Here is an 18,289-nt window from a genome sequence, read left to right on the forward strand (position 1 = left end):
GTGGAGGATGGGTTTTTGGCGCCGCTTCGTGTCCAACCCCAGTGCGGTGGTTGGTCTGGTCGTCATCCTGCTCTATGCCTTCGCCGCCCTCTTTGCCCCAGTGATTGCGCCGTATGGCCCCCGTGAGATGGTGCTGGCGAACCGGCTGAAGCCCCCGGCGTTTCTCGAAGGTGGGAGTTGGAACCACCTTCTGGGAACAGATCAGCTGGGGTACGACATCTTCTCCCGCATCCTGTATGGCGCCCGGGTATCGCTCCTCGTGGGGCTGATCTCGGTGGCGATCTCCCTCGTGGTGGGCACCCTGCTCGGGTGCATCGCCGGCTACTGGCGGGGCTGGGTGGACCGCATTCTCTCCCGGTTCGCCGACCTGCTGATGGGCTTCCCCTACCTGCTGTTCACCATCTTCGCGATGGCCATCATCGGCCCCGGCTTCGGCAACCTCATCATCGCGCTCTGCTTCAAGGCGTGGGTGGAGTTTTACCGGCTGGCCCGCGGCGAGATGATGTCTGAGGGAACCAAGGAGTACGTGGAGGCCGCCCGGGCCCTGGGCCGGGGGCCGGTCGCGATCATCGTCAGCGAGGTGCTGCCCAACATCTACCATTCCCTGCTGGTGCTGGGCACGCTGCGCATGGGCTACATGATTATCATGGAAGCCTCGCTTTCATTCCTCGGGCTGGGCATACCGCCATCCATCCCCGCATGGGGGTCGATGGTGAGCGCCGGCCGCGACCAGATGCTGAACGCCTGGTGGGTCGCCACGATGCCGGGCCTGGCCATCGTGGGGCTCGTGCTGGCCATCAACCTTTTCGGCGAGGGGCTGCGCGAAGCGCTGGATCCCCGCCTGCGGCGGTGAAGGGGGGAAGCAAGTGGAGAAACTGCTGGTTATTGAAAACCTGTCGGTGGAGTTTCCCTCGCCCAGGGGTCCGCTGCGCGCGGTGGACGGCGTGAGCCTGGAGGTGCAGGCCGGTGAGATCGTCGGGCTGATCGGCGAGTCCGGGTCCGGGAAGTCGACCGTGCTGCTGGCGGTGATGGGCCTGATCGCCCGGCCCGGGCGCATTCTGCCGGGGTCGTCGGTGCGGCTGAAGGGGCGGGAGCTCACGGGGCTGTCGCCGAAGGCCTACCGGGCCGTCCGGGGCTACGAGATCGGCATGGTCTTCCAGGACCCGATGACCTCGCTGAACCCCTCCATGCCCATCGGTGAGCAGGTGCGGGAAAGCCTGCGGGTCCACCGGTACTGCAAATCAAAGGCCGAGGAGCGGGAGCGGGTCATCCAGCTGCTGGAGGCCGTGGGCATCACCAACGCCGCGCAGCGGTACCGGGCCTACCCGCACCAGTTCAGCGGCGGGATGCTGCAGCGCGTGCTGATCGCCTCGGCGCTCGCGTGCAACCCGCGCCTTCTGCTGGCGGACGAGCCGACGACGGCCCTGGACGTCACGATCCAGGCACAGATCCTGGACTTGCTGAAGGAAATCAACCGGGAGCGCAACACCGCGATCCTGCTGGTGAGCCACGACATCGGGCTGGCGGCCGAGTTTTGCGACCGCATCGCCGTGATGTATGCCGGGCGCATCGTGGAGGTGGGCCCGGCGGAGCAGGTGGTGAACGATCCGCGCCACCCGTACACGCAGGGCCTGGTCGGCTGCCTGCCCACCTTCGGCGGCCGCCGCGGGCGGCTGGAGCCCATCCCCGGCTCGCTGCCTGACCTGACCCAGCTGCCGCGGGGATGCGCCTTTGCCGACCGGTGCGCCCACGCCATCCCCCAGTGCCTGGATCAGGAGATTCCCCTGCAGGTGATGCCCGATGGGCGGGAGGTCAGCTGCATCCGCATCGAGGAGGTGATGGCCGGATGAGCGCGGCTCCCCTCCTCGAGGTCCGGGACCTGTACAAGCACTTCGTCCTGCCGCGTACCGTGCTGCACCGCCTGCTGACCGGCGAGGGCGATCGGGTGCTCCAGGCCGTGAACGGCGTGTCGTTTACCCTGCACGAAGGGGAGACGCTGGGGCTGGTGGGCGAGAGCGGCTCCGGCAAGTCCACCCTGGGCCGGACGATCCTGCGGCTGTACGAGCCGACCCGCGGTGAGGTCCTCTTCGACGGGCAGGATGTGTTCGGCCTGGACGCCGCCGGCCTCCGCCGCTTCCGGCAGCAGGCGCAGATTGTGTTCCAGAATCCGTACGCGTCGCTGAACCCGCGCAAGACGGTGCGGCAGATCCTCTCTGTGCCGCTTGCGCTGCGGGGCCTGCCGCCCAGGGAGCGGCGGGAGGAGGCGGCTGCGCTCATGGAGCGGGTGGGGCTCGCCCCCCGCCACCTGGACCGCTACCCGCACCAGTTCAGCGGCGGCCAGCGGCAGCGCATCGGCATCGCCCGGGCCCTGGCCATGCATCCCCGGTTGATCGTCGCGGACGAGCCGGTCTCGGCCCTGGATGTGTCGGTGCAGGCGCAGATCATCAACCTGCTGGAGGATCTGCAGCAGGAGTTCCGGCTGACCTACCTGTTCATTTCCCACGACCTGAGCGTGGTGCGCCACCTGAGCACCCGGGTCGCCGTGATGTACCTGGGGCAGATCGTGGAAATCGGGCCCACCGAGCCGCTCTTTGAGGAGCCGCTGCACCCGTATACCCGCGCGCTGCTCTCGGCCGCGCCGGGACAGGGGCAGCGGGAGCGGATCATCCTGCAGGGGGCGCCGCCCAGCCCGCTGGATCCGCCGCCGGGCTGCCCGTTCCATCCCCGCTGCCCGGCGGTTGTGGGAGAGGTCTGCCGCACCGTTCGGCCCGCGCTGATCGAGCGGCCCGGCGGCCGGTGGGTTTCTTGCCACATCCATGGCAGCCCGTCTTGACAAACCCTGGAAGAGGCTGTACCATCTTCATAAGTTTTGCGTATCGTTAAGTTCGGGGGCTGGTATATAGCCCTCGAACTCGCGCATTAGGGAGGACTGATGGCGGCATGACGGCCAGCAAGCTGACCCGGATCGGCGTCTTCTACGACGGGAACTATTTCTACCATGTGAGCAACTACTATAACTATCATCATTCCCGGCGCTCACGTATCAGCATCGGCGGGCTCCACGATTTCATCCGCCACAAGGTGGCCGACAGTGAAGGGTGCGATGTCAGGTACTGCCACATCGTAGACGCCCACTACTTCCGGGGTCGGCTGCGGGCCCAGGGGCTGGAGCTGCAGCAGCTCGTAAACGAGCGCAACTTCGATGACGTCCTGATCAAGGAGGGCGTGGTGACCCATTACCTGCCCATCACGGCCGGGGGCGAGAAGGGCATCGACGTCTGGTTGGCGCTGGAGGCGTTCGAACTCGCGGTCCACAAACGGTTCGACGTGGTCGCCCTCATCGCCGGCGACGGCGACTTCGTGCCGCTCCTGCGCAAGCTGAACACCATGGGCACGCGCGTCATGCTGCTCAGCTGGGACTTCAAGTACGTCGACCAGAACGGCAACGAGCGGGAGACCCGCACCTCCCAGAGCCTCCTGGACGAGGCCACCTATCCCATGATGATGCACCAGATCATCGACGACCGTTCGCTGCGGAACGACCCGCTGATCAACGGCCTGTTCGTGCCGCCCGCGGAAGCCCGCTTCACGTGGCCGGCAACGGGTTCGCGGGAGACGGGAACGGAGACCGGCGGGATGGCAACCGGTGGCCTGGAGACCGGAGGGATGGCGGTGGCGGAGCTCGGTGCCGTGGAGACCGCACCGGGGACGAAGACCGGTCGGATTCAGAACCTGCGGGAGGGCTACGGGTTCATCACGCCGGATGAGGGCGGCGAAAACCTGTTCTTCTACTGGCGCGCGGTGGTGAACACGGACTTCAACCAGCTGCAGATCGGTGATGCGGTGTCCTACGACGTGGGCAGCAACGACCGCGGCCCGTGCGCCGTGAACGTTCGCCGGCTGTAGCGCTGCGCCCCGCTTCGCGCCCGCCCCGCCGAACAGCGCGGCTGTCCGCCGAAAAGCGGGGCCGCCGGCCTGCCTGCAGGGTGCGACTTTGCAGGCAAGTGCTGCTTCAGCGGGGCGGGTTGCGAGATCGGCCCAGTTGCGGTATCATTATTCCTTGCCAGAGGGTGGCGAGCAGATTCCGGCATAGCTCAACGGTAGAGCATCCGGCTGTTAACCGGAGGGTTGTAGGTTCGAATCCTACTGCCGGAGCCAGTTGCGGGCGTAGTTTAATGGTAGAACGTCAGCTTCCCAAGCTGAAGGCGTGGGTTCGATTCCCATCGCCCGCTCCATATGGACCGCTAGCTCAATTGGTAGAGCATCCGACTCTTAATCGGCAGGTTGTAGGTTCGAGTCCTACGCGGTCCACCAGGGGTTGCATAATACCCGAAGTCCTGTTATAATTCGCTCTGTCCGCTGTCGCTCTATACGGAGGCGTGGTGTAGAGGCCTAACATGCGGCCCTGTCACGGCCGAGATCGCGGGTTCGAATCCCGTCGCCTCCGCCATATTTCTTCTTGGGCATGGGGCTATAGCTCAGTTGGGAGAGCGCGTGAATCGCACTCACGAGGTCAGGGGTTCGAATCCCCTTAGCTCCACCAGAGTCCGGCCGTCTGAGACCCCGGCCGGATGGCATGCGCCGGTAGCTCAGCTGGATAGAGTACCTGACTACGAATCAGGTGGTCGTAGGTTCGAATCCTGCCCGGCGCGCCAGCACCCGGAGAGGTGTCCGAGTGGTTGAAGGTGCAGCATTGGAAATGCTGTGTACGGGAAACCGTACCGTGGGTTCGAATCCCACCCTCTCCGCCAGGCCCGGGCCGGGAGTTCCCCGGCCTGGGCGCGCAGAATCGGGCTGTGGCGCAGTTTGGTAGCGCGCTTCCTTGGGGTGGAAGAGGTCGCAGGTTCAAATCCTGTCAGCCCGACCACTTGGATGGCAGATGTGCGCGGGCACATCTGCCATCCAAATGGGATCCGCTCACAACTGAATCGGGGTGTGGCTCAGCTTGGTAGAGCGCACGGTTCGGGACCGTGAGGTCGCAGGTTCAAATCCTGTCACCCCGACCAAATGATGGAAGAAGGGATGTGCTGACGCACATCCCTTCTTGCCCATTCGGAGGTTGCGGTGAGCCTGCTCCATCACTCGATGCGAGGTGTCGATTCCATGTATGAGGGCAAGCTGGTCCGGCTGCGCAGAGTGGATCCCGTCAAGGACCTGGACGATCGTTACCGCTGGATGAACGACCCGGCCGTGGCGAATACGCTCGGCATGCGGCCCGGCCGGCTTTCCCGGGAGGAGATTCGCAGCTACCTCGAATCTGCCGCGGCCTCTAGCGAGGCTTTCGTGGAGTGGGCCATCGAGGACCTGCACAGGGGGACCCACATCGGCGGCTGCACCATCCGGTCGTTCAATCATGTCGCCCGGTCGGCCGAGCTGGCCATCCTGATTGGCGAGGCCGAGTACCGCGGCAAGGGATACGGCACCGACGCCGTGCGCCTGTTGTTGCACATCGGATTTGATCAGTTCAACCTGAACCGAATCTGGCTCACGGTCAACGCACACAACGCGGCCGGACTGCGGGCGTACGAGAAGGCCGGGCTGGTCCGCGAGGGGCTGCTGCGCCAGTACGGCTTCATCAACGGATCCTACTACGACGCGGTGATCATGGCGATTCTGCGAGCGGATTACGAGCGGATGAGGCAGAAGGAGCTGTGACGGGTCCGGCGAGGACGTGCACCGCCATGCCCGCGGCGACGGGGCAGGATCATGCCTCACCTTGACAGTGGCTGCGCGGGTGACGTACCATAAACGTAATCTGTGTGAATTGGAGGAGAGGAGACCGCCATGATGCTGTTGGCCGTGCGTCCGTTCTAAGCCGTGCGCTCCCGGAGCAGAGGGGGGCGTGTGCCCTTTTTGACGGCAGGACGGGACGGCGACGGTCCAGCAGGGCGGTAAGCCTCTTCAGCGCGTATGCAGGCCGCCGCGGTAAGAGGGCTTACCCGCGGCTTTTGCGTGTTTGTGCGACACCTATCCCTGCCGTCTCCCGGACCCTCCATCACCCTGCTTGGGGATGACGGAAGGAGCGACTGACCATGGCGATTCTGACGGTGCAGGGGCTCTCCAAGTACTGGGGGGTCGAGCTGCTCTTCAAGGATATTTCGTTCCTGCTCAACGAGGGCGAGAAGATGGCCCTCGTGGGCCGCAATGGCACCGGCAAGACGACCCTGCTCCGGATCCTGATGGGCCGGCTGGAGTACGACGACGGGCGGATCATCATCCCTTCCGGCACCCGCATCGGCTACCTGAGCCAGGACCCCGATCTCACGCCCGGCCGCACCGTGCTCGCCGAGGCCAAGGCGGTCTTCAGCCACCTGGCGAAGTGGGAGCGGAGCCTGCGGGAGCTGGAGGCCCGCATGGGCCAGGCGGAGTCGGAGGAGGCCCTGCAGGCCATCATGGATGAGTACACCCGCGTGACGGCCCTCTACGAGGCCGCGGGCGCCTACGACGCGCCCGCCCGGGCGCGGGCGGTGCTCTTCGGCCTCGGCTTCACCGAGGAGGACATGGAAAAGCCGGTGGACGTGCTCTCCGGCGGCCAGAAGGTCCGCCTGGGCCTGGCGAAGATCCTCCTGTCGGAGCCCGACCTGATGCTGCTGGACGAGCCCACCAACCACCTGGATCTGCAGGCGGTGGAGTGGCTCGAGGGCTACTTCCGGCAGGTGAAGTCCGCGGCCATCCTGGTCTCCCACGACCGGTACTTCCTGGACCGGGTGATCAGCCGCACGCTGGAGCTGGATCACCAGACGTGTGACATCTACCACGGCAACTACTCCTACTACCTGGAGGAGAAGAAGCGCCGGGAGGAGGCCCTGCTCTCCGAGTACGAGCGGCAGCAGCGGGAGGCCGAGCGGCTGCGGGTCTTCTACGAGAAGTGGCGGAGCAACGCCCGGCGCAAGGGCCAGGCGATGGCCCGCAAGCGGCAGCTGGAGAAGATGGAGCTGATGGAGCGGCCGCAGGTGCGGAAGCGCACGATGCGGCTCGCCTTCGACATCGACTACGAGTCGGGCGACGACGTCCTGAAGGTGGAGGGGCTCACCAAGTCGTTCGGCGAGCGCACCCTGTTCCGGGATGCCGACCTCACGGTGCAGAAGGGCGACCGGGTGGCCTTGGTGGGTCCCAACGGCTCCGGCAAGACCACCTTCCTGAAGATCATCCACGGCCTGCTGGAGCCCACCGCCGGCTCCCACCGCTGGGGCGTCGGCGTGCAGCGGGGCTACTTCAGCCAGGACCTGGACGACCTGGATCCGGACCGCACCTGTCTGGAGGAGATCATGGAACTGCCGGGCTTCACCAAGTTCGACGCCCATTCCCTGCTCGGCCAGTTCCTCTTCTCCGGCGACGACGCGCTGAAGCGCATCGGCGACTGCTCCGGCGGCGAGCGCAACCGGCTGATCCTGGCCAAGCTCATGGTGAGCGGTGCGAATGTGCTGCTCCTGGACGAGCCCACCAATCACCTGGACCTGGAGTCCAAGCAGGTGCTGGAGGAGGCGCTGCGGGCCTACCCGGGCACCATCATCTTCGTCTCCCACGACCGCTTCTTCGTGGACCGCATCGCCACCCACGTCTGGGAGTTCGGCCACGCCGAGGGCATCAACGTCTACGAGGGCAACTACACGGCCTACCGGGAGGAGAAGGAGCGGCTGGCGATGCTGGCGGCCCAGGTGGCCGCCGACGAGGCGGAGGCCGGGGGCGCCGACAGCGGGCGGCGTGGCGGTGCGCAGGAGGCCGGGGCGCGCCGGGCGGGGGCGCGCTCCCGCAAGGAGGAGCGGAAGGCGGCGGAGGCCGCCCGCCGGCTGGAGGCGGCGATTCAGGAACTGGAAGCGCGCAAGGCCGAACTGGAGGAGCGGATGGCCGACCCCGACATCTACAAGAGCGCCACCGGCCGGGAGACCGTAGCGGAGTACAACGCCGTGCAGGCTGAGTTGGAGCGGCTCTACGTGGAATGGGAGGAGGTGGCCGAGCTCGCAGGCGGCTGAGCCCCGCGCCCCGTGCAACCGCGGTCCCCGGGGTATCCTATGGGAGCGGTCCGGCGGGACCCGCGGGAAAGGGGCGTTGTACTGAGGGTGTGGAGCCTGGCGCAGATCTTCACCGCCGACTGGGCGAAGGAGTTCTTTCAGCACGTGCCCGTGCTTCTGTCGCGCACGGTCCTGACGTTTGTGTTTGTGATGATTGTGGTCCGGTGGACCGGCAAGCGGTCCATCTCGAACCTGGCCCCGTTCGACCTGGCGATGGTGATCATGATCGGCGAGGTGGCCGCGATCCCCATCGGCGAACTGGATGTCGACTTCCTCCACGGCCTGATCCCCGTCGCCCTGATCGGCGGTCTGCACGTGGCTCTCACCACCATCAACCTTCACTGGAAGGGGTTTGAGCGGTGGAGCGAGGGCTCTCCTACACTGCTGGTGAAGGATGGCCGGGTGCTGAGGCGTAATCTTCTCAAAGAACGGGTGTCCATGGCCGACCTCATGACCGCCCTCCGCCACAAGGAGGTGGAGGACGTGTCGGAGGTGAAGGAGGCCTGGATCGAGCAGGCCGGGGGCATCAGCGTGATCCTGAAGCGGGAGGCGGGACCGGCGACGCCCCGCGACGTGGAGCGCGCGGTGGAGCAGGTGCTCGCCCGCCGGCTGCCGTCCCTGGTGCAGGACGCCGTCGAGCGGGCGCTCCGGCAGGGCCCCGTGAAGCGGGCGCTGCAGCAGGAAGTCGCAGAGCGGGCGCTGCAGCAGGTCGCCCGGGAGTTGCGGGACACCGCCGCCGAGGCGGCGCGCACCTCGCCCTCGAAGCCCGACGGCCGGAGGTGGTACCGTGAGGGTGATGATGTTCTTCATTGATGGGCTGGGGCTGGGCGACGACGACCCGGCCCGCAACCCGCTCATGACCGCGGAGATGCCGGCCTTCCGATCGCTGCTGGGCGGAAGGCCGCTTTGGCGCGGGGCGGTGCCCTATTCGGGGCCGAACGTGGCGGCCGTCGTCACCGACCCGAGCCTGGGCGTGCCCGGCCTGCCCCAGAGCGCGACGGGGCAGACCGCCATCTTCACCGGGCAGAACGGGGCCCGGGCGATCGGGCGGCACCTGAACGCCTACCCGACCCCCACGCTGAAGGCCATCCTGAACGAGCACTCGATCTTCAAGCGGGTGGTGGAGCGGGGGCTCACGGCCACCTTTCTGAACGCGTTCCGGCCCGAGTTCTTCGAGTGGGTGGCCGCGGGGCAGCCCCTGCAGGCAGACCGGCGCTACCGGCCCTCGGCGTCGACCGTCGCGGCGCTGGCAGCCGGCATCCAGGTGTTCCGGGATTTCGACCAGCTGCGGCGGGGGGAGGCGGTGGGCTTTGACATCGACCACCACGTCCTCCGGCAGATGGGCTATGACCTCGATCCGGTGGACCCCGCCGAGGCCGGCCGGAGGGCGGCCCGGGTGGCTGCCGAGCACCACTTCACGCTCTACGAGCACTTCCTCACCGACCGGGCCGGCCACGCCCGCGACATGGATGAGGCGCGGCGGGTGCTGGAGCGGCTCGACCGCTTTCTGGGCGGGCTGCTGGAGGCCCTGCCGGACGATCACCTGCTGGTGATCACCTCTGACCACGGCAATATTGAGGACCTGTCGGTGAAGCCGCACACGTTCAACCCCGTGGCCACCATCGTACGGGGCCCGGGCGCCGGAGATGTGGCCAGGCGCATCCGGTCGCTGCTGGACATCGCCCCGGCGATCCTGGATGTGGTGGGGTAACCCTGAACCTGTCGTGCGTGCTCAAGGCGCCGGAACAATCGCAGGGCACTGACGTCTAGACTGTACGGCGGCATTTTTGACTTGCTTATTCATGAGAGGAGCATCGACGCAACACCGCTATGGACGAACGCACGCTGCGAACCCTGGAGTTCGCCAAGATAAAGGAGATGCTGGCCGAGCGGACGGCGACCTCGCTGGGGAAGGAGGTCGTGGAGTCGCTCATGCCGGCGACCGACTTCCTGGAGGTGCAGCACCGGCAGGCCGAGACCACGGAGGCACAGCGGCTCTACCTCGGGGGCCACGCCATCCCGCTGGGCGGCCTGCACGACATCCGCGCGCACGTGCAGCGGGCGGTGCGCGGGGGCATGCTGGAGCCGGGCGACCTGCTGGACGTGGCCGACACGGCCGCGAGCAGCCGCCGGCTGAAGCGGTTCCTGGAGGAGCAGGAGGACCTGCCCATTCTGACTGCGCTCTCGCGCATGCTCGGCACCTTCAACCACCTGGAGGCGGAGATCCGCCGGGCGGTGGATGAGCACGGCGAGGTGCGCGACGACGCCAGCCCGGCCCTGGCGGAGATCCGCCGTTCGATGCGCACGCTGCAGAACCGCATGAAGGACCGGCTGGAGAGCTTCGTGCGGGGCCCGGCGGCCAAGTACCTGCAGGACCCGATTGTGACGATCCGTGACAACCGGTTCGTGGTGCCGGTGAAGATCGAGTACCGGGCCCAGGTGCCGGGCATCGTGCATGACCAGTCCAGCTCCGGCTCGACGCTCTTCATCGAGCCGCTGGCCATCGTGGAGATGAACAACGACCTCAGGGAGCTGGCTCTGAAGGAGCGCGAGGAGGTGGCGCGCATTCTGACGCGCCTCTCCGCCCTGGTGGCCGACGAGGCCGACGCCCTGACGGACACGCTGCAGGCCGTGGCGCAGATCGACTTCGCCTCGGCCAAGGGCAAGCTCTCGCTGGATCTGAACTGCGTGGAGCCCGAACTGGTCCGGGAGCCGCTGCTGGAGATCCGCAAGGGGCGGCATCCCCTGCTGAAGGGCAACGTGGTGCCCATCGACGTCCACATCGGCCTCACGTTCGACACCCTGGTGATCACCGGCCCCAACACGGGCGGCAAGACCGTGGCGCTGAAGACCATGGGGCTCTTCGTCCTCATGGCCCAGGCGGGGCTCCACCTGCCCGCCGGCCATGGCACCCGGGTGGGCATCTTCGAGCAGGTCTTCGTGGACATTGGCGACGAGCAGTCGATCGAGCAGTCGCTCTCGACCTTCTCGGGGCACATGACCAACATCATCCGGATCCTGGACGCGCTCGAAGGCCCTGCGCTGGTGCTTCTGGATGAACTCGGCGCCGGCACCGACCCCACCGAGGGCGCCGCCCTGGCCATGTCGATCCTGGAGCACCTGCACAAGCGCGGGGCGAAGACGGTGGCCACCACCCACTACTCGGAGCTGAAGACCTACGCCTACACGCGCAGCCGGGTGGAGAACGCCTCGGTGGAGTTTGACGTGGAGACCCTGCAGCCCACCTTCCGGCTGCTCATCGGGGTGCCCGGCTCCTCCAACGCCTTTGAGATCTCCCGGCGGCTGGGGCTCCCGCCGCACATCGTCGACCGCGCCCGGCAGTTCCTGACGAAGGAGCAGGAGCGGGTGGAGGACCTGATTCAGGGTATCCACGCCACCCGGGCGGAGCTGGAGAAGGAGCGCACGGAGGCCACCCGGCTGCGGGCCGAGGCCCAGCGCATGCGGGAGGAGTACGAGCGCCGCTATGGCGATGCGAAGAAGAAGGCCGCCGAGACGGTGGAGAAGGCCCGGGCCCAGGCGCAGCAGATCCTGTCCACCGCCCGGCGGGAGGCCGAGGCGGTGATCAGCGAGCTGAAGCAGGCCCTGCGCGAGCAGCGGGAGGCGGAGCGGATGCAGGCCATCCACACCGCCCGCAGCCGGCTCGCGCAGGCCCGCCAGGCCGTGCAGCCCGCCGCGGAGGAGCTGCGCCGCCGCAGCGGCGCGGTGCCGCGCGGGCTGAAGCCGGGCGACGCGGTGCGCATCGTGTCGCTGGACACCAACGGGTACGTGCTCACCGAACCCGACGCCGACGGCAACCTGCTGGTGCAGGCGGGCATCATCAAGATGACCGTGTCGGTGAATGACCTGGAGCGGGTGGAGGAGGAGCAGCCCGCGGCGAAGACCGGCGCTCTCGGCGGCATGCGGACCCGCGGGAAGGGCCTGGCCGCCGCCAAGGCCCGGGAGGTGCCGACAGAGGTCGATTTGCGGGGGCTGCTGGTGGACGAGGCCCTGGAGCGGGTCGACAAGTTCCTGGACGACGCCATGCTGGCCGGGCTGGACCAGGTGCGCATCATCCACGGCAAGGGCACCGGCGCCCTGCGCAAGGCCGTGACGGAGGCCCTGCGGCGCGACCGCCGGGTGGCATCGTACCGTCTGGGTGGCATCGGCGAGGGCGGCGACGGGGTGACGGTGGCGAAGCTGCGGGAGTGAGTCTACTCCCTCGTAGTAGGGCATCAATCGCTGCGCTTCGTCGATGTACTTCCAGGCCGCGGCTCGAACATCATCCAGCAGACCTGCGCCCCAGAGTGCCGCCGGTGATTTCGGCCCGGAAGGTGACGAAGAGGACATGCTCCTCCCCGACGCCCAGGGACCGCACGCCCAGGGATCCGCATGCCCACACGGCCGCCTGCAAACCAAAGGCGGTCCCGCCGTTTTGGCGGGACCGCCCAACGATATCCCCCGGCAAACTACCGGTACTCGCTCTCATACCCAAAGATCTTCTCGCACGCCCGGCGCACCGCGTCCACCTTCTCCGCCGGGCAGAAGACGTACGTGCGCCACAGGCCCTCGTACTGCCGCGCCATGGCGGCCACCTCGCCCGAGCGGTCCAGCTCCAGCAGCGGGCCGACGCCGTGGCGGGAGCGGACGGGCACCTGCACTTCCTTGAAGAAGCTGGCCTTCGGGCAGTAGACGATCACCTGGCCGGGCTTGAGCCGGGCGTTCTTCGCGATCTGCTCCTCCAGCGCCTCCCTGGCCTCCGACTGGCCGCCGTACCGGGCGATGAAGGCGTCGCGCGCGTCGCCCAGGCTGTCGCCCGAGAGCACGTAGGCCCGCTTGTACAGGCGCCGTTCGATGACGCCCTCCACCAGCTGCTGGATGATGCCCGGGCCGGGCAGCCGCGCAAGCAGGTCGAGGAAGGTCTGGTCCCCCAGGCCGTAGAGCGCTTCCTCTCGCAGGCCGGTGTGCCGGGTGTGCAGTTCGACGGCCTTGGAGATCATCGCCCCGGCGGCGATCTTGGCGTGGTGCAGGTAGAGCCGCTCAGTCAGCACGTAGCGCATGCGCAGCAGGTGGATGACCTCGGTGCGGGCGTCGGGCCGGTCCAGCCCGTGCTTCACCATGTTGATCAGGAGCCGGCCGTCCTCCTTGATGAAGTAGGAGAGGACCCGGTCGTCGTAGTTCATGCGCAGGCCCGCGAAGAAGGAGTCGCGCCGCAGGTAGTCCAGCAGGTCGGCGTCGATGGTGGAGGAGACGATCTGCCCCATCCACGGCACGGGCGGACGGCCGGTCAGGATCGCCTTCACCCCGTCCAGGTACCCCGAGGCGGCCAACGTGCGGCCCAGCTCGGTGTGAATGCCCAGGAAGTGCTCCAGCCGCGGGCCGGCGTCGTGGCGCGGGAAGATCTGCCGCTCATCCTCGAACGTGTGCCCGTACGGGATGTGCGTCACGTCGTGAACCAGGATCGCCAGCCGCACCAGCTGCGCATCCTCCGGGGCGATGGTGAATCCGTTCAGCCGGAGCGACTCCAGCATGCGGTGCGCCATGTGCAGCGCGCCGAGGCTGTGGTCGAACCGGGTGTGGACGCAGCCGGGGAACACCAGGTGGGCCGTGCCCAACTGTTTGATGGCGCGGAGCCGCTGCATCTCGCGGGTGTCGAGCACCCGGACCTCGACGTCGGTCAGGTAGATATCCCCGTGAACGGGGTCGCGCACTTGCATGTGATCACCCGAACGGTAGTTTCTGCCCCTGGCGCGTCGAACCCTGCCGCTGGCCGCAGTCGTGTTGCATGGCACCTTCCGGCGCGCCGGAGAATCGAGGCGGCCCGGGAGCAAAGCGCAGGGGGAACTGGCTGTCATCCAGTTCCCCCTGACTTCGTTTCGTGGCCACTGCACTACGGCCGAGTTCCACCGCTGTTCCCGGTCCCTCCGGGCGAGCCGCTCCCCGGGCCGCCTCCGGTGCTGGAACTGCCACCCGGGTTGGACGAACCCGACCGGTTGCTGCCCTGGGAGCCGGAGCCGTTGTGGCCGGTGCCGGACTCAGTCCCAGTCCCGGTCCCGGTCCCACTGCCAGAAGAGCCGTTGTTGCTGCCGGGTCCGGCGCCCTGGTTGCCCTGGTTGTTGCCGTTACCCTGGCCGTTGCCGGGGTTCCGGCCCGGAAGCGAGGGTTCCTTGCCGGGATCCTGCGCATCCTTCACCGGCGTGCAGTACTCGGTGGGCACTTCCTTCCACCAGTCTGCCGGCCAGTAGCGCCATATGTTGTTGGGGTTGGTGGGGTGCTTCACCCACGTGGTCGGCCGCTTGATGAGGGTGAGGGTCTCGGGGGTGCCCTCGCAGCCCTCCTGCCACAGCAGGTAGCGCTTGATCTCCCGGCCGTCGTCGGTGGTCAGGAACGGCACCTGCACGACCTTCACCTGCTGGAACCAGGTCTCCGGCTTGGGCTCGTGCCCCTGCAGGAACCAGTCGGTCTTCACCTGATCCTCCGGGCACCACACGGAGGGCTGGTTGCCGGTGATCTCGCAGTACTGCGCCTGCACAACGCCCCGGGGCCGCTCCCAGTCGGCCGGCGCTTCGTCGTAGAACTCGTTCATGATCGCCGTCCAGATGCGGGTGGGCGGTCCGGCGCCGGTCCAGTTCCGCCAGCCGCCTCCGCCGTGGGGCAGCCGCTTGCGCCCCTCGTCGTTGTCGTAGCCCGTCCAGACGCCGACGACCAGGTCAGAGGTGAAGCCGACAAACCAGGCGTCGTGCCAGTTTTCGGTGGTTCCGGTCTTGCCGGCGGCGGGCCAGCCGTGCCAGCCCTTGGTCTCGTAGGAAGGCGTCCCGCGCTGGATGACGCCCTTCAGCACATCGACCATCAGCCAGGCCGAGTTCCGGTCGACCACCTGCTCCACCTTGGGCCTGGCCTCCCAGATGACCTCGCCGTACTTGTTCTCGATGCGGGTGATGACCACCGGGTCGGTCTTCTGCCCCAGGCTGCCCAGCACGCCGAAGGCGGCGGTCATCTCGAGGGGGGTGACGCCCTGGCTCAGGCCGCCCAGGGTGAGGGCCAGGTTCTCGTCGTTGATGACCGGGTTCTCCTCACGGGAGACCAGGGGCAGGCCCAGCTTCCGGCCGTACTCCAGGCCCTTGGAGGGCGTCACGGCCTCCAGGGTGCGCACGGCGGCGGCGTTGCGGGACTGCTCGACCACCCATCGCATGGTCTTCAGCCCCTGGTAGTTGAACTCGTAGTTCTCGGGCCAGACGTTGGTTCCGTCCTCGTTCAGGCGGGGCGGGGAGTCGTCGATGATGGTCGCCGGCCCCCAGCCCAGCAGGTCGATCGCAGGCAGATAGGCCACCAGCGGCTTGATGGTGGAGCCGGGGTCGCGGCGGGCCTGGGTCGCCCGGTTGAAGCCCAGCATGTGCTTGTGCTCCATGCCGCCCACCAGCGCCAGCACGTGCCCGTTGGTGTGGTCCATCACGACCACGGCGGCCTCAGGCACCTCGGTATCCTCGCTGCCGCTGTACTCCACGGTGGCCGCGGGCATGATCTCCCACAGCTTCTCCTGCGCGATCCGCTGCTTCTCGGGGTCCAGGGCCGTGTAGATGCGCAGGCCCTTCTGGTACAGGTCGTCGGGGCTGAACGTGAGCAGATTGTACTTGGCCGCCTCCTCCGGATCGGTGAGGATCTGGATGACGTAGTCGACGTACCAGTCGCCGGTGAAGGTGACCGTGTTCGGGGTGATCTCCGCGCGCTTGATCTCGGGGACCTCGCGCTTCAGCCGCTCGGCCTCGGCGGTGTCCAGGTAGCCCTGCTCCACCATGAGGTCGAGCACGATCTCCCGGCGCTCCAGGGCGCCCTCCAGGTTGGTGAAGGGGCTGTACTCCGAGGGACCCTTTAGGATACCGGCCAACAGGGCCCCTTCGGAAAGCGTGAGGTCGCGGGCGGACTTGGAGAAGTACAGCTGCGATGCGGCCTCGATGCCGTAGGCCGTTCCGCCCCAGGCGACCGTGTTGAGGTACTTTTCCAGGATCTGATCCTTGGTGAAGCGCCGCTCCAGCTGGACCGCGATCATCATCTCCTGGACCTTCCGCTTGATGGTCTGGTCCAGGGTGAGGAAGGCGTTGCGGGCCAGCTGCATCGTGATCGTGGAACCGCCCTCCAGCTGCGAGCCCGGCACGCCCAGAACGTACTTGACGTCTGCCCACACGGCGCCGGCCAGCCGGATGGGGTCGATGCCGAAATGGTCGTAGAAGCGGCGGTCCTCGACCGCGATCACCGCATTTCGCACATCCTCGGGGATGTCTTCCAGGTCGATCAGGGTGCGGTGCTCGTCCATGGCCAGCTCGTACACTTTATTACCGTAGCGGTCATAGATCACCGACGTGAGGTCCGGGTCAAACTCGTGGAAGGTTGGCAGGTCCTGATACGCCTGGTAGACGTATGCGCCGGCCAACCCGCCGCCACCGATCATGACGCACAGGAAGAGCAGGAAGGCATAGACCAGCCAGCGGCGTCTGCGCCTGCGCTGCTTCCCGGGAGGCTGTTTCGGTGGTGAACCTTTAGGCCGTCGGGTATTCGGCAACTGAAACACCTCCAACAAAGGGAAAGGAATTCGCCTTCTGTGGCGAGACTCCTCTTGGGGCCCCCGGAATTGCATGGGTGGACGGGTTATGCTAGAATGTGGTGCAAATCGGCGATGATGGAGAGAGTAGGCGCTGGAGCCGCCTCCAGAGAGGGGTTGGGCGGTGCAAAACCCCGGGGCCCGGCGTTGAAGTACACTCCTGAGCTGCCCGCCGAGTCCATCGGCCTTCGGGCGCCTGGCAGGGCGCCTTACCTGGTTAGATGGATAGACCGGGCCGGAAGTTCCCCGTTAACGGAACGCGAGAGTGGGCCCTTCTCGGGGTCAACCAGGGTGGTACCGCGGCGTCGAGGCGGACGTCGTCCCTGGACACGACGACCGAGTCAGGGCGCTTTTTTCCGCCCTGCATGCACGGGAAGGACGGATGACAATGGGCTTCATGAGTGTCGATGAACAGTTGAAGATCCTGATGCGCGGCGTGGTGGACCTGGTCACCGAGGAGGAGATGCGGCAGAAGCTGGAGCGCTCGGTGAAGACGGGCAGGCCCCTGCGGGTGAAGCTGGGCATTGACCCCACGGGGAAGGACCTGACCCTGGGCCACACGGTGCCGCTGCGCAAGCTGCGGGACTTCGTCGAGTGCGGCCACCACGGCGTGCTGATCATCGGCGACTACACGGCGATGGTCGGCGACCCCACCGGGCGCAACGAGGCCCGGCCGCAGCTGACTCACGAGGAGACGACGGCGAACGCCCAGCGCTACCTGGAGCAGGCGGCCCGGGTGCTGGACGTCAGCAAGCTGGAGATCCGGCGCAACAGCGAGTGGCTGGCGCCGATGACCTTCGCCGACGTCACCCGGCTGGCCGCGCAGTCAACGGTCGCCCGCATGCTAGAACGGGAAGACTTCAAGAAACGTTACGATGAAGGTCGCCCAATTTACATTCACGAGTTCTTCTACCCGCTGATGCAGGGAACGGACTCGGTGGCGGTCCAGGCCGATGTGGAGCTGGGCGGCACCGACCAGAAGTTCAACCTGCTGACGGGGCGCGACCTGCAGAGGAACGCGGGGCAGGAGCCCCAGGTCTGCCTGATGACGCCGATCGTGGAGGGACTGGACGGCACCGAGAAGATGTCGAAGTCCCTGGGCAACTACATCGGGCTGGACCACTCGCCGGACGAGATGTTCGGCCGGACGATGTCGATTCCCGACACGCTGATCATCACTTATTTTACATACTTCACGGATGTCCCGCAGGCCGAGATCGACCGGATCCAGGCCGCCATGGCCGCGGGCGAAAACCCGATGGAGTTCAAGAAGCAGCTCGGCCGGGCGATCATCACCACCTACGGCGGCACCGAGGAGGAGGCCCGCCTGGCCGAGGAGCGCTGGGTCGCCCAGTTCTCCAGGGGCGAGCTGCCCGACGACATCCCCGACGTCGAGATCCCCGCGGCGGAGATGCCGATGCAGGCGGCCCGCGTGCTGTTCACCGCCGGCCTGGCCCCGTCGCTGAGCGAGGCCCGCCGGCTGATCGAGCAGGGCGGCTTTTCGGTGGACGGCGAGAAGGTGACCGACTCCAGGGCCGAGCTGACGTTGAGGCCCGGCCAGGTATTGAAGGCCGGCAAGCGGAAGTACGGCCGGGTGGTGCTGAAGTAGACGGGGCTCATGGGAAGCGGGCGGCAGCGATGCCGCCCGCTTTGGCGCGGCAGGGGCCTGGTCGGGATGGTTACG

The 18,289-nt window shown here is 67.2% G+C and carries 12 protein-coding genes and 9 tRNA genes; 19 read left to right on the forward strand and 2 right to left on the reverse strand.

Going from position 1 to position 18,289, the window contains the following annotated elements; translation table 11 throughout:
* The first annotated feature begins 7 nt into the window (after positions 1–7).
* From ACZ45O_RS01890 to ACZ45O_RS01975, 18 genes are all read left to right on the forward strand, one after another.
* Entirely contained in the window at positions 8–853 is an 846-nt protein-coding gene (locus ACZ45O_RS01890; protein ID WP_464855280.1) for an ABC transporter permease, read from the forward strand.
* A gap of 13 nt (positions 854–866) precedes the next feature.
* On the forward strand, positions 867–1,850 hold the full coding sequence (locus tag ACZ45O_RS01895) for an ABC transporter ATP-binding protein (protein WP_464855281.1): 984 nt from the start codon (positions 867–869) through the stop codon (positions 1,848–1,850).
* Positions 1,847–2,833, forward strand: a complete 987-nt coding sequence (locus tag ACZ45O_RS01900; protein ID WP_464855282.1) for an ABC transporter ATP-binding protein — start codon at positions 1,847–1,849, stop codon at positions 2,831–2,833. The genes ACZ45O_RS01895 and ACZ45O_RS01900 overlap by 4 nt, the downstream gene beginning before the upstream one ends.
* A 107-nt stretch (positions 2,834–2,940) precedes the next feature.
* A complete protein-coding gene (locus tag ACZ45O_RS01905) occupies positions 2,941–3,906 on the forward strand; it encodes an NYN domain-containing protein (protein WP_464855283.1) in 966 nt (321 codons plus the stop codon).
* A 177-nt stretch (positions 3,907–4,083) separates the two neighbouring features.
* Positions 4,084–4,158 (forward strand) — tRNA-Asn (locus ACZ45O_RS01910).
* Positions 4,159–4,161: 3 nt separating this feature from the next.
* Positions 4,162–4,235, forward strand: a tRNA-Gly gene (locus ACZ45O_RS01915).
* 3 nt (positions 4,236–4,238) lie between these two features.
* Positions 4,239–4,314 (forward strand) — tRNA-Lys (locus tag ACZ45O_RS01920).
* 59 nt (positions 4,315–4,373) lie between these two features.
* Positions 4,374–4,450, forward strand: a tRNA-Asp gene (locus ACZ45O_RS01925).
* 17 nt (positions 4,451–4,467) lie between these two features.
* A tRNA-Ala gene (locus tag ACZ45O_RS01930) sits at positions 4,468–4,543 on the forward strand.
* Positions 4,544–4,578: 35 nt separating this feature from the next.
* Positions 4,579–4,655: transfer RNA gene (locus ACZ45O_RS01935), tRNA-Arg, on the forward strand.
* Positions 4,656–4,661: 6 nt separating this feature from the next.
* A tRNA-Ser gene (locus ACZ45O_RS01940) sits at positions 4,662–4,751 on the forward strand.
* A gap of 39 nt (positions 4,752–4,790) precedes the next feature.
* Positions 4,791–4,867, forward strand: a tRNA-Pro gene (locus ACZ45O_RS01945).
* A gap of 62 nt (positions 4,868–4,929) precedes the next feature.
* Positions 4,930–5,006: transfer RNA gene (locus tag ACZ45O_RS01950), tRNA-Pro, on the forward strand.
* Between the two features lie 97 nt (positions 5,007–5,103).
* Positions 5,104–5,655: a GNAT family N-acetyltransferase gene (locus ACZ45O_RS01955; RefSeq protein ID WP_464855284.1), complete on the forward strand. Its 552-nt coding sequence runs from the start codon at positions 5,104–5,106 to the stop codon at positions 5,653–5,655.
* A 377-nt stretch (positions 5,656–6,032) separates the two neighbouring features.
* Positions 6,033–7,973, forward strand: coding sequence for an ABC-F family ATP-binding cassette domain-containing protein (locus ACZ45O_RS01960; RefSeq protein WP_464855285.1), 1,941 nt, complete (start codon positions 6,033–6,035; stop codon positions 7,971–7,973).
* An 87-nt stretch (positions 7,974–8,060) separates the two neighbouring features.
* Positions 8,061–8,825 (forward strand): DUF421 domain-containing protein, encoded by a 765-nt coding sequence (locus ACZ45O_RS01965; protein ID WP_464855286.1) that lies wholly within the window; start codon positions 8,061–8,063, stop codon positions 8,823–8,825.
* On the forward strand, positions 8,809–9,723 hold the full coding sequence (locus ACZ45O_RS01970; protein ID WP_464857618.1) for an alkaline phosphatase family protein: 915 nt from the start codon (positions 8,809–8,811) through the stop codon (positions 9,721–9,723). The genes ACZ45O_RS01965 and ACZ45O_RS01970 overlap by 17 nt, the downstream gene beginning before the upstream one ends.
* Before the next feature lie 119 nt (positions 9,724–9,842).
* A complete protein-coding gene (locus ACZ45O_RS01975; RefSeq protein ID WP_464855287.1) occupies positions 9,843–12,221 on the forward strand; it encodes an endonuclease MutS2 in 2,379 nt (792 codons plus the stop codon).
* A 257-nt stretch (positions 12,222–12,478) separates the two neighbouring features.
* Here the strand turns inward: ACZ45O_RS01975 and ACZ45O_RS01980 are convergent, their stop codons facing one another.
* Positions 12,479–13,726 carry an HD domain-containing protein gene (locus ACZ45O_RS01980; RefSeq protein WP_464855288.1) on the reverse strand — a complete coding sequence of 416 codons (1,248 nt, stop codon included), beginning with the start codon at positions 13,724–13,726 and terminating at the stop codon, positions 12,479–12,481.
* A gap of 173 nt (positions 13,727–13,899) precedes the next feature.
* The gene (locus tag ACZ45O_RS01985) at positions 13,900–16,455 is read right to left on the reverse strand and encodes a transglycosylase domain-containing protein (protein WP_464855289.1); all 2,556 of its coding nucleotides are present in this window, start codon (positions 16,453–16,455) and stop codon (positions 13,900–13,902) included.
* A gap of 532 nt (positions 16,456–16,987) precedes the next feature.
* Here ACZ45O_RS01985 and tyrS point away from each other — a divergent pair.
* The gene (tyrS, locus tag ACZ45O_RS01990; RefSeq protein ID WP_464855290.1) at positions 16,988–18,214 is read left to right on the forward strand and encodes a tyrosine--tRNA ligase; all 1,227 of its coding nucleotides are present in this window, start codon (positions 16,988–16,990) and stop codon (positions 18,212–18,214) included.
* Positions 18,215–18,289 lie beyond the last annotated feature (75 nt).

It is taken from the genome of Symbiobacterium turbinis (assembly GCF_055383075.1).

Bases quoted from the DNA above. Each gene is read 5' to 3' on its own strand.
- ACZ45O_RS01890 (WP_464855280.1), top strand. From the start codon at position 8: ATGGGTTTTTGGCGCCGCTTCGTGTCCAACCCCAGTGCGGTGGTTGGT.
- ACZ45O_RS01900 (WP_464855282.1), top strand. From the start codon at position 1,847: ATGAGCGCGGCTCCCCTCCTCGAGGTCCGGGACCTGTACAAGCACTTC.
- ACZ45O_RS01905 (WP_464855283.1), top strand. From the start codon at position 2,941: ATGACGGCCAGCAAGCTGACCCGGATCGGCGTCTTCTACGACGGGAAC.
- ACZ45O_RS01955 (WP_464855284.1), top strand. From the start codon at position 5,104: ATGTATGAGGGCAAGCTGGTCCGGCTGCGCAGAGTGGATCCCGTCAAG.
- ACZ45O_RS01960 (WP_464855285.1), top strand. From the start codon at position 6,033: ATGGCGATTCTGACGGTGCAGGGGCTCTCCAAGTACTGGGGGGTCGAG.
- ACZ45O_RS01970 (WP_464857618.1), top strand. From the start codon at position 8,809: ATGATGTTCTTCATTGATGGGCTGGGGCTGGGCGACGACGACCCGGCC.
- ACZ45O_RS01975 (WP_464855287.1), top strand. From the start codon at position 9,843: ATGGACGAACGCACGCTGCGAACCCTGGAGTTCGCCAAGATAAAGGAG.
- ACZ45O_RS01980 (WP_464855288.1), bottom strand. From the start codon at position 13,726: ATGCAAGTGCGCGACCCCGTTCACGGGGATATCTACCTGACCGACGTC.
- ACZ45O_RS01985 (WP_464855289.1), bottom strand. From the start codon at position 16,455: ATGATCGGTGGCGGCGGGTTGGCCGGCGCATACGTCTACCAGGCGTAT.
- tyrS (WP_464855290.1), top strand. From the start codon at position 16,988: ATGACAATGGGCTTCATGAGTGTCGATGAACAGTTGAAGATCCTGATG.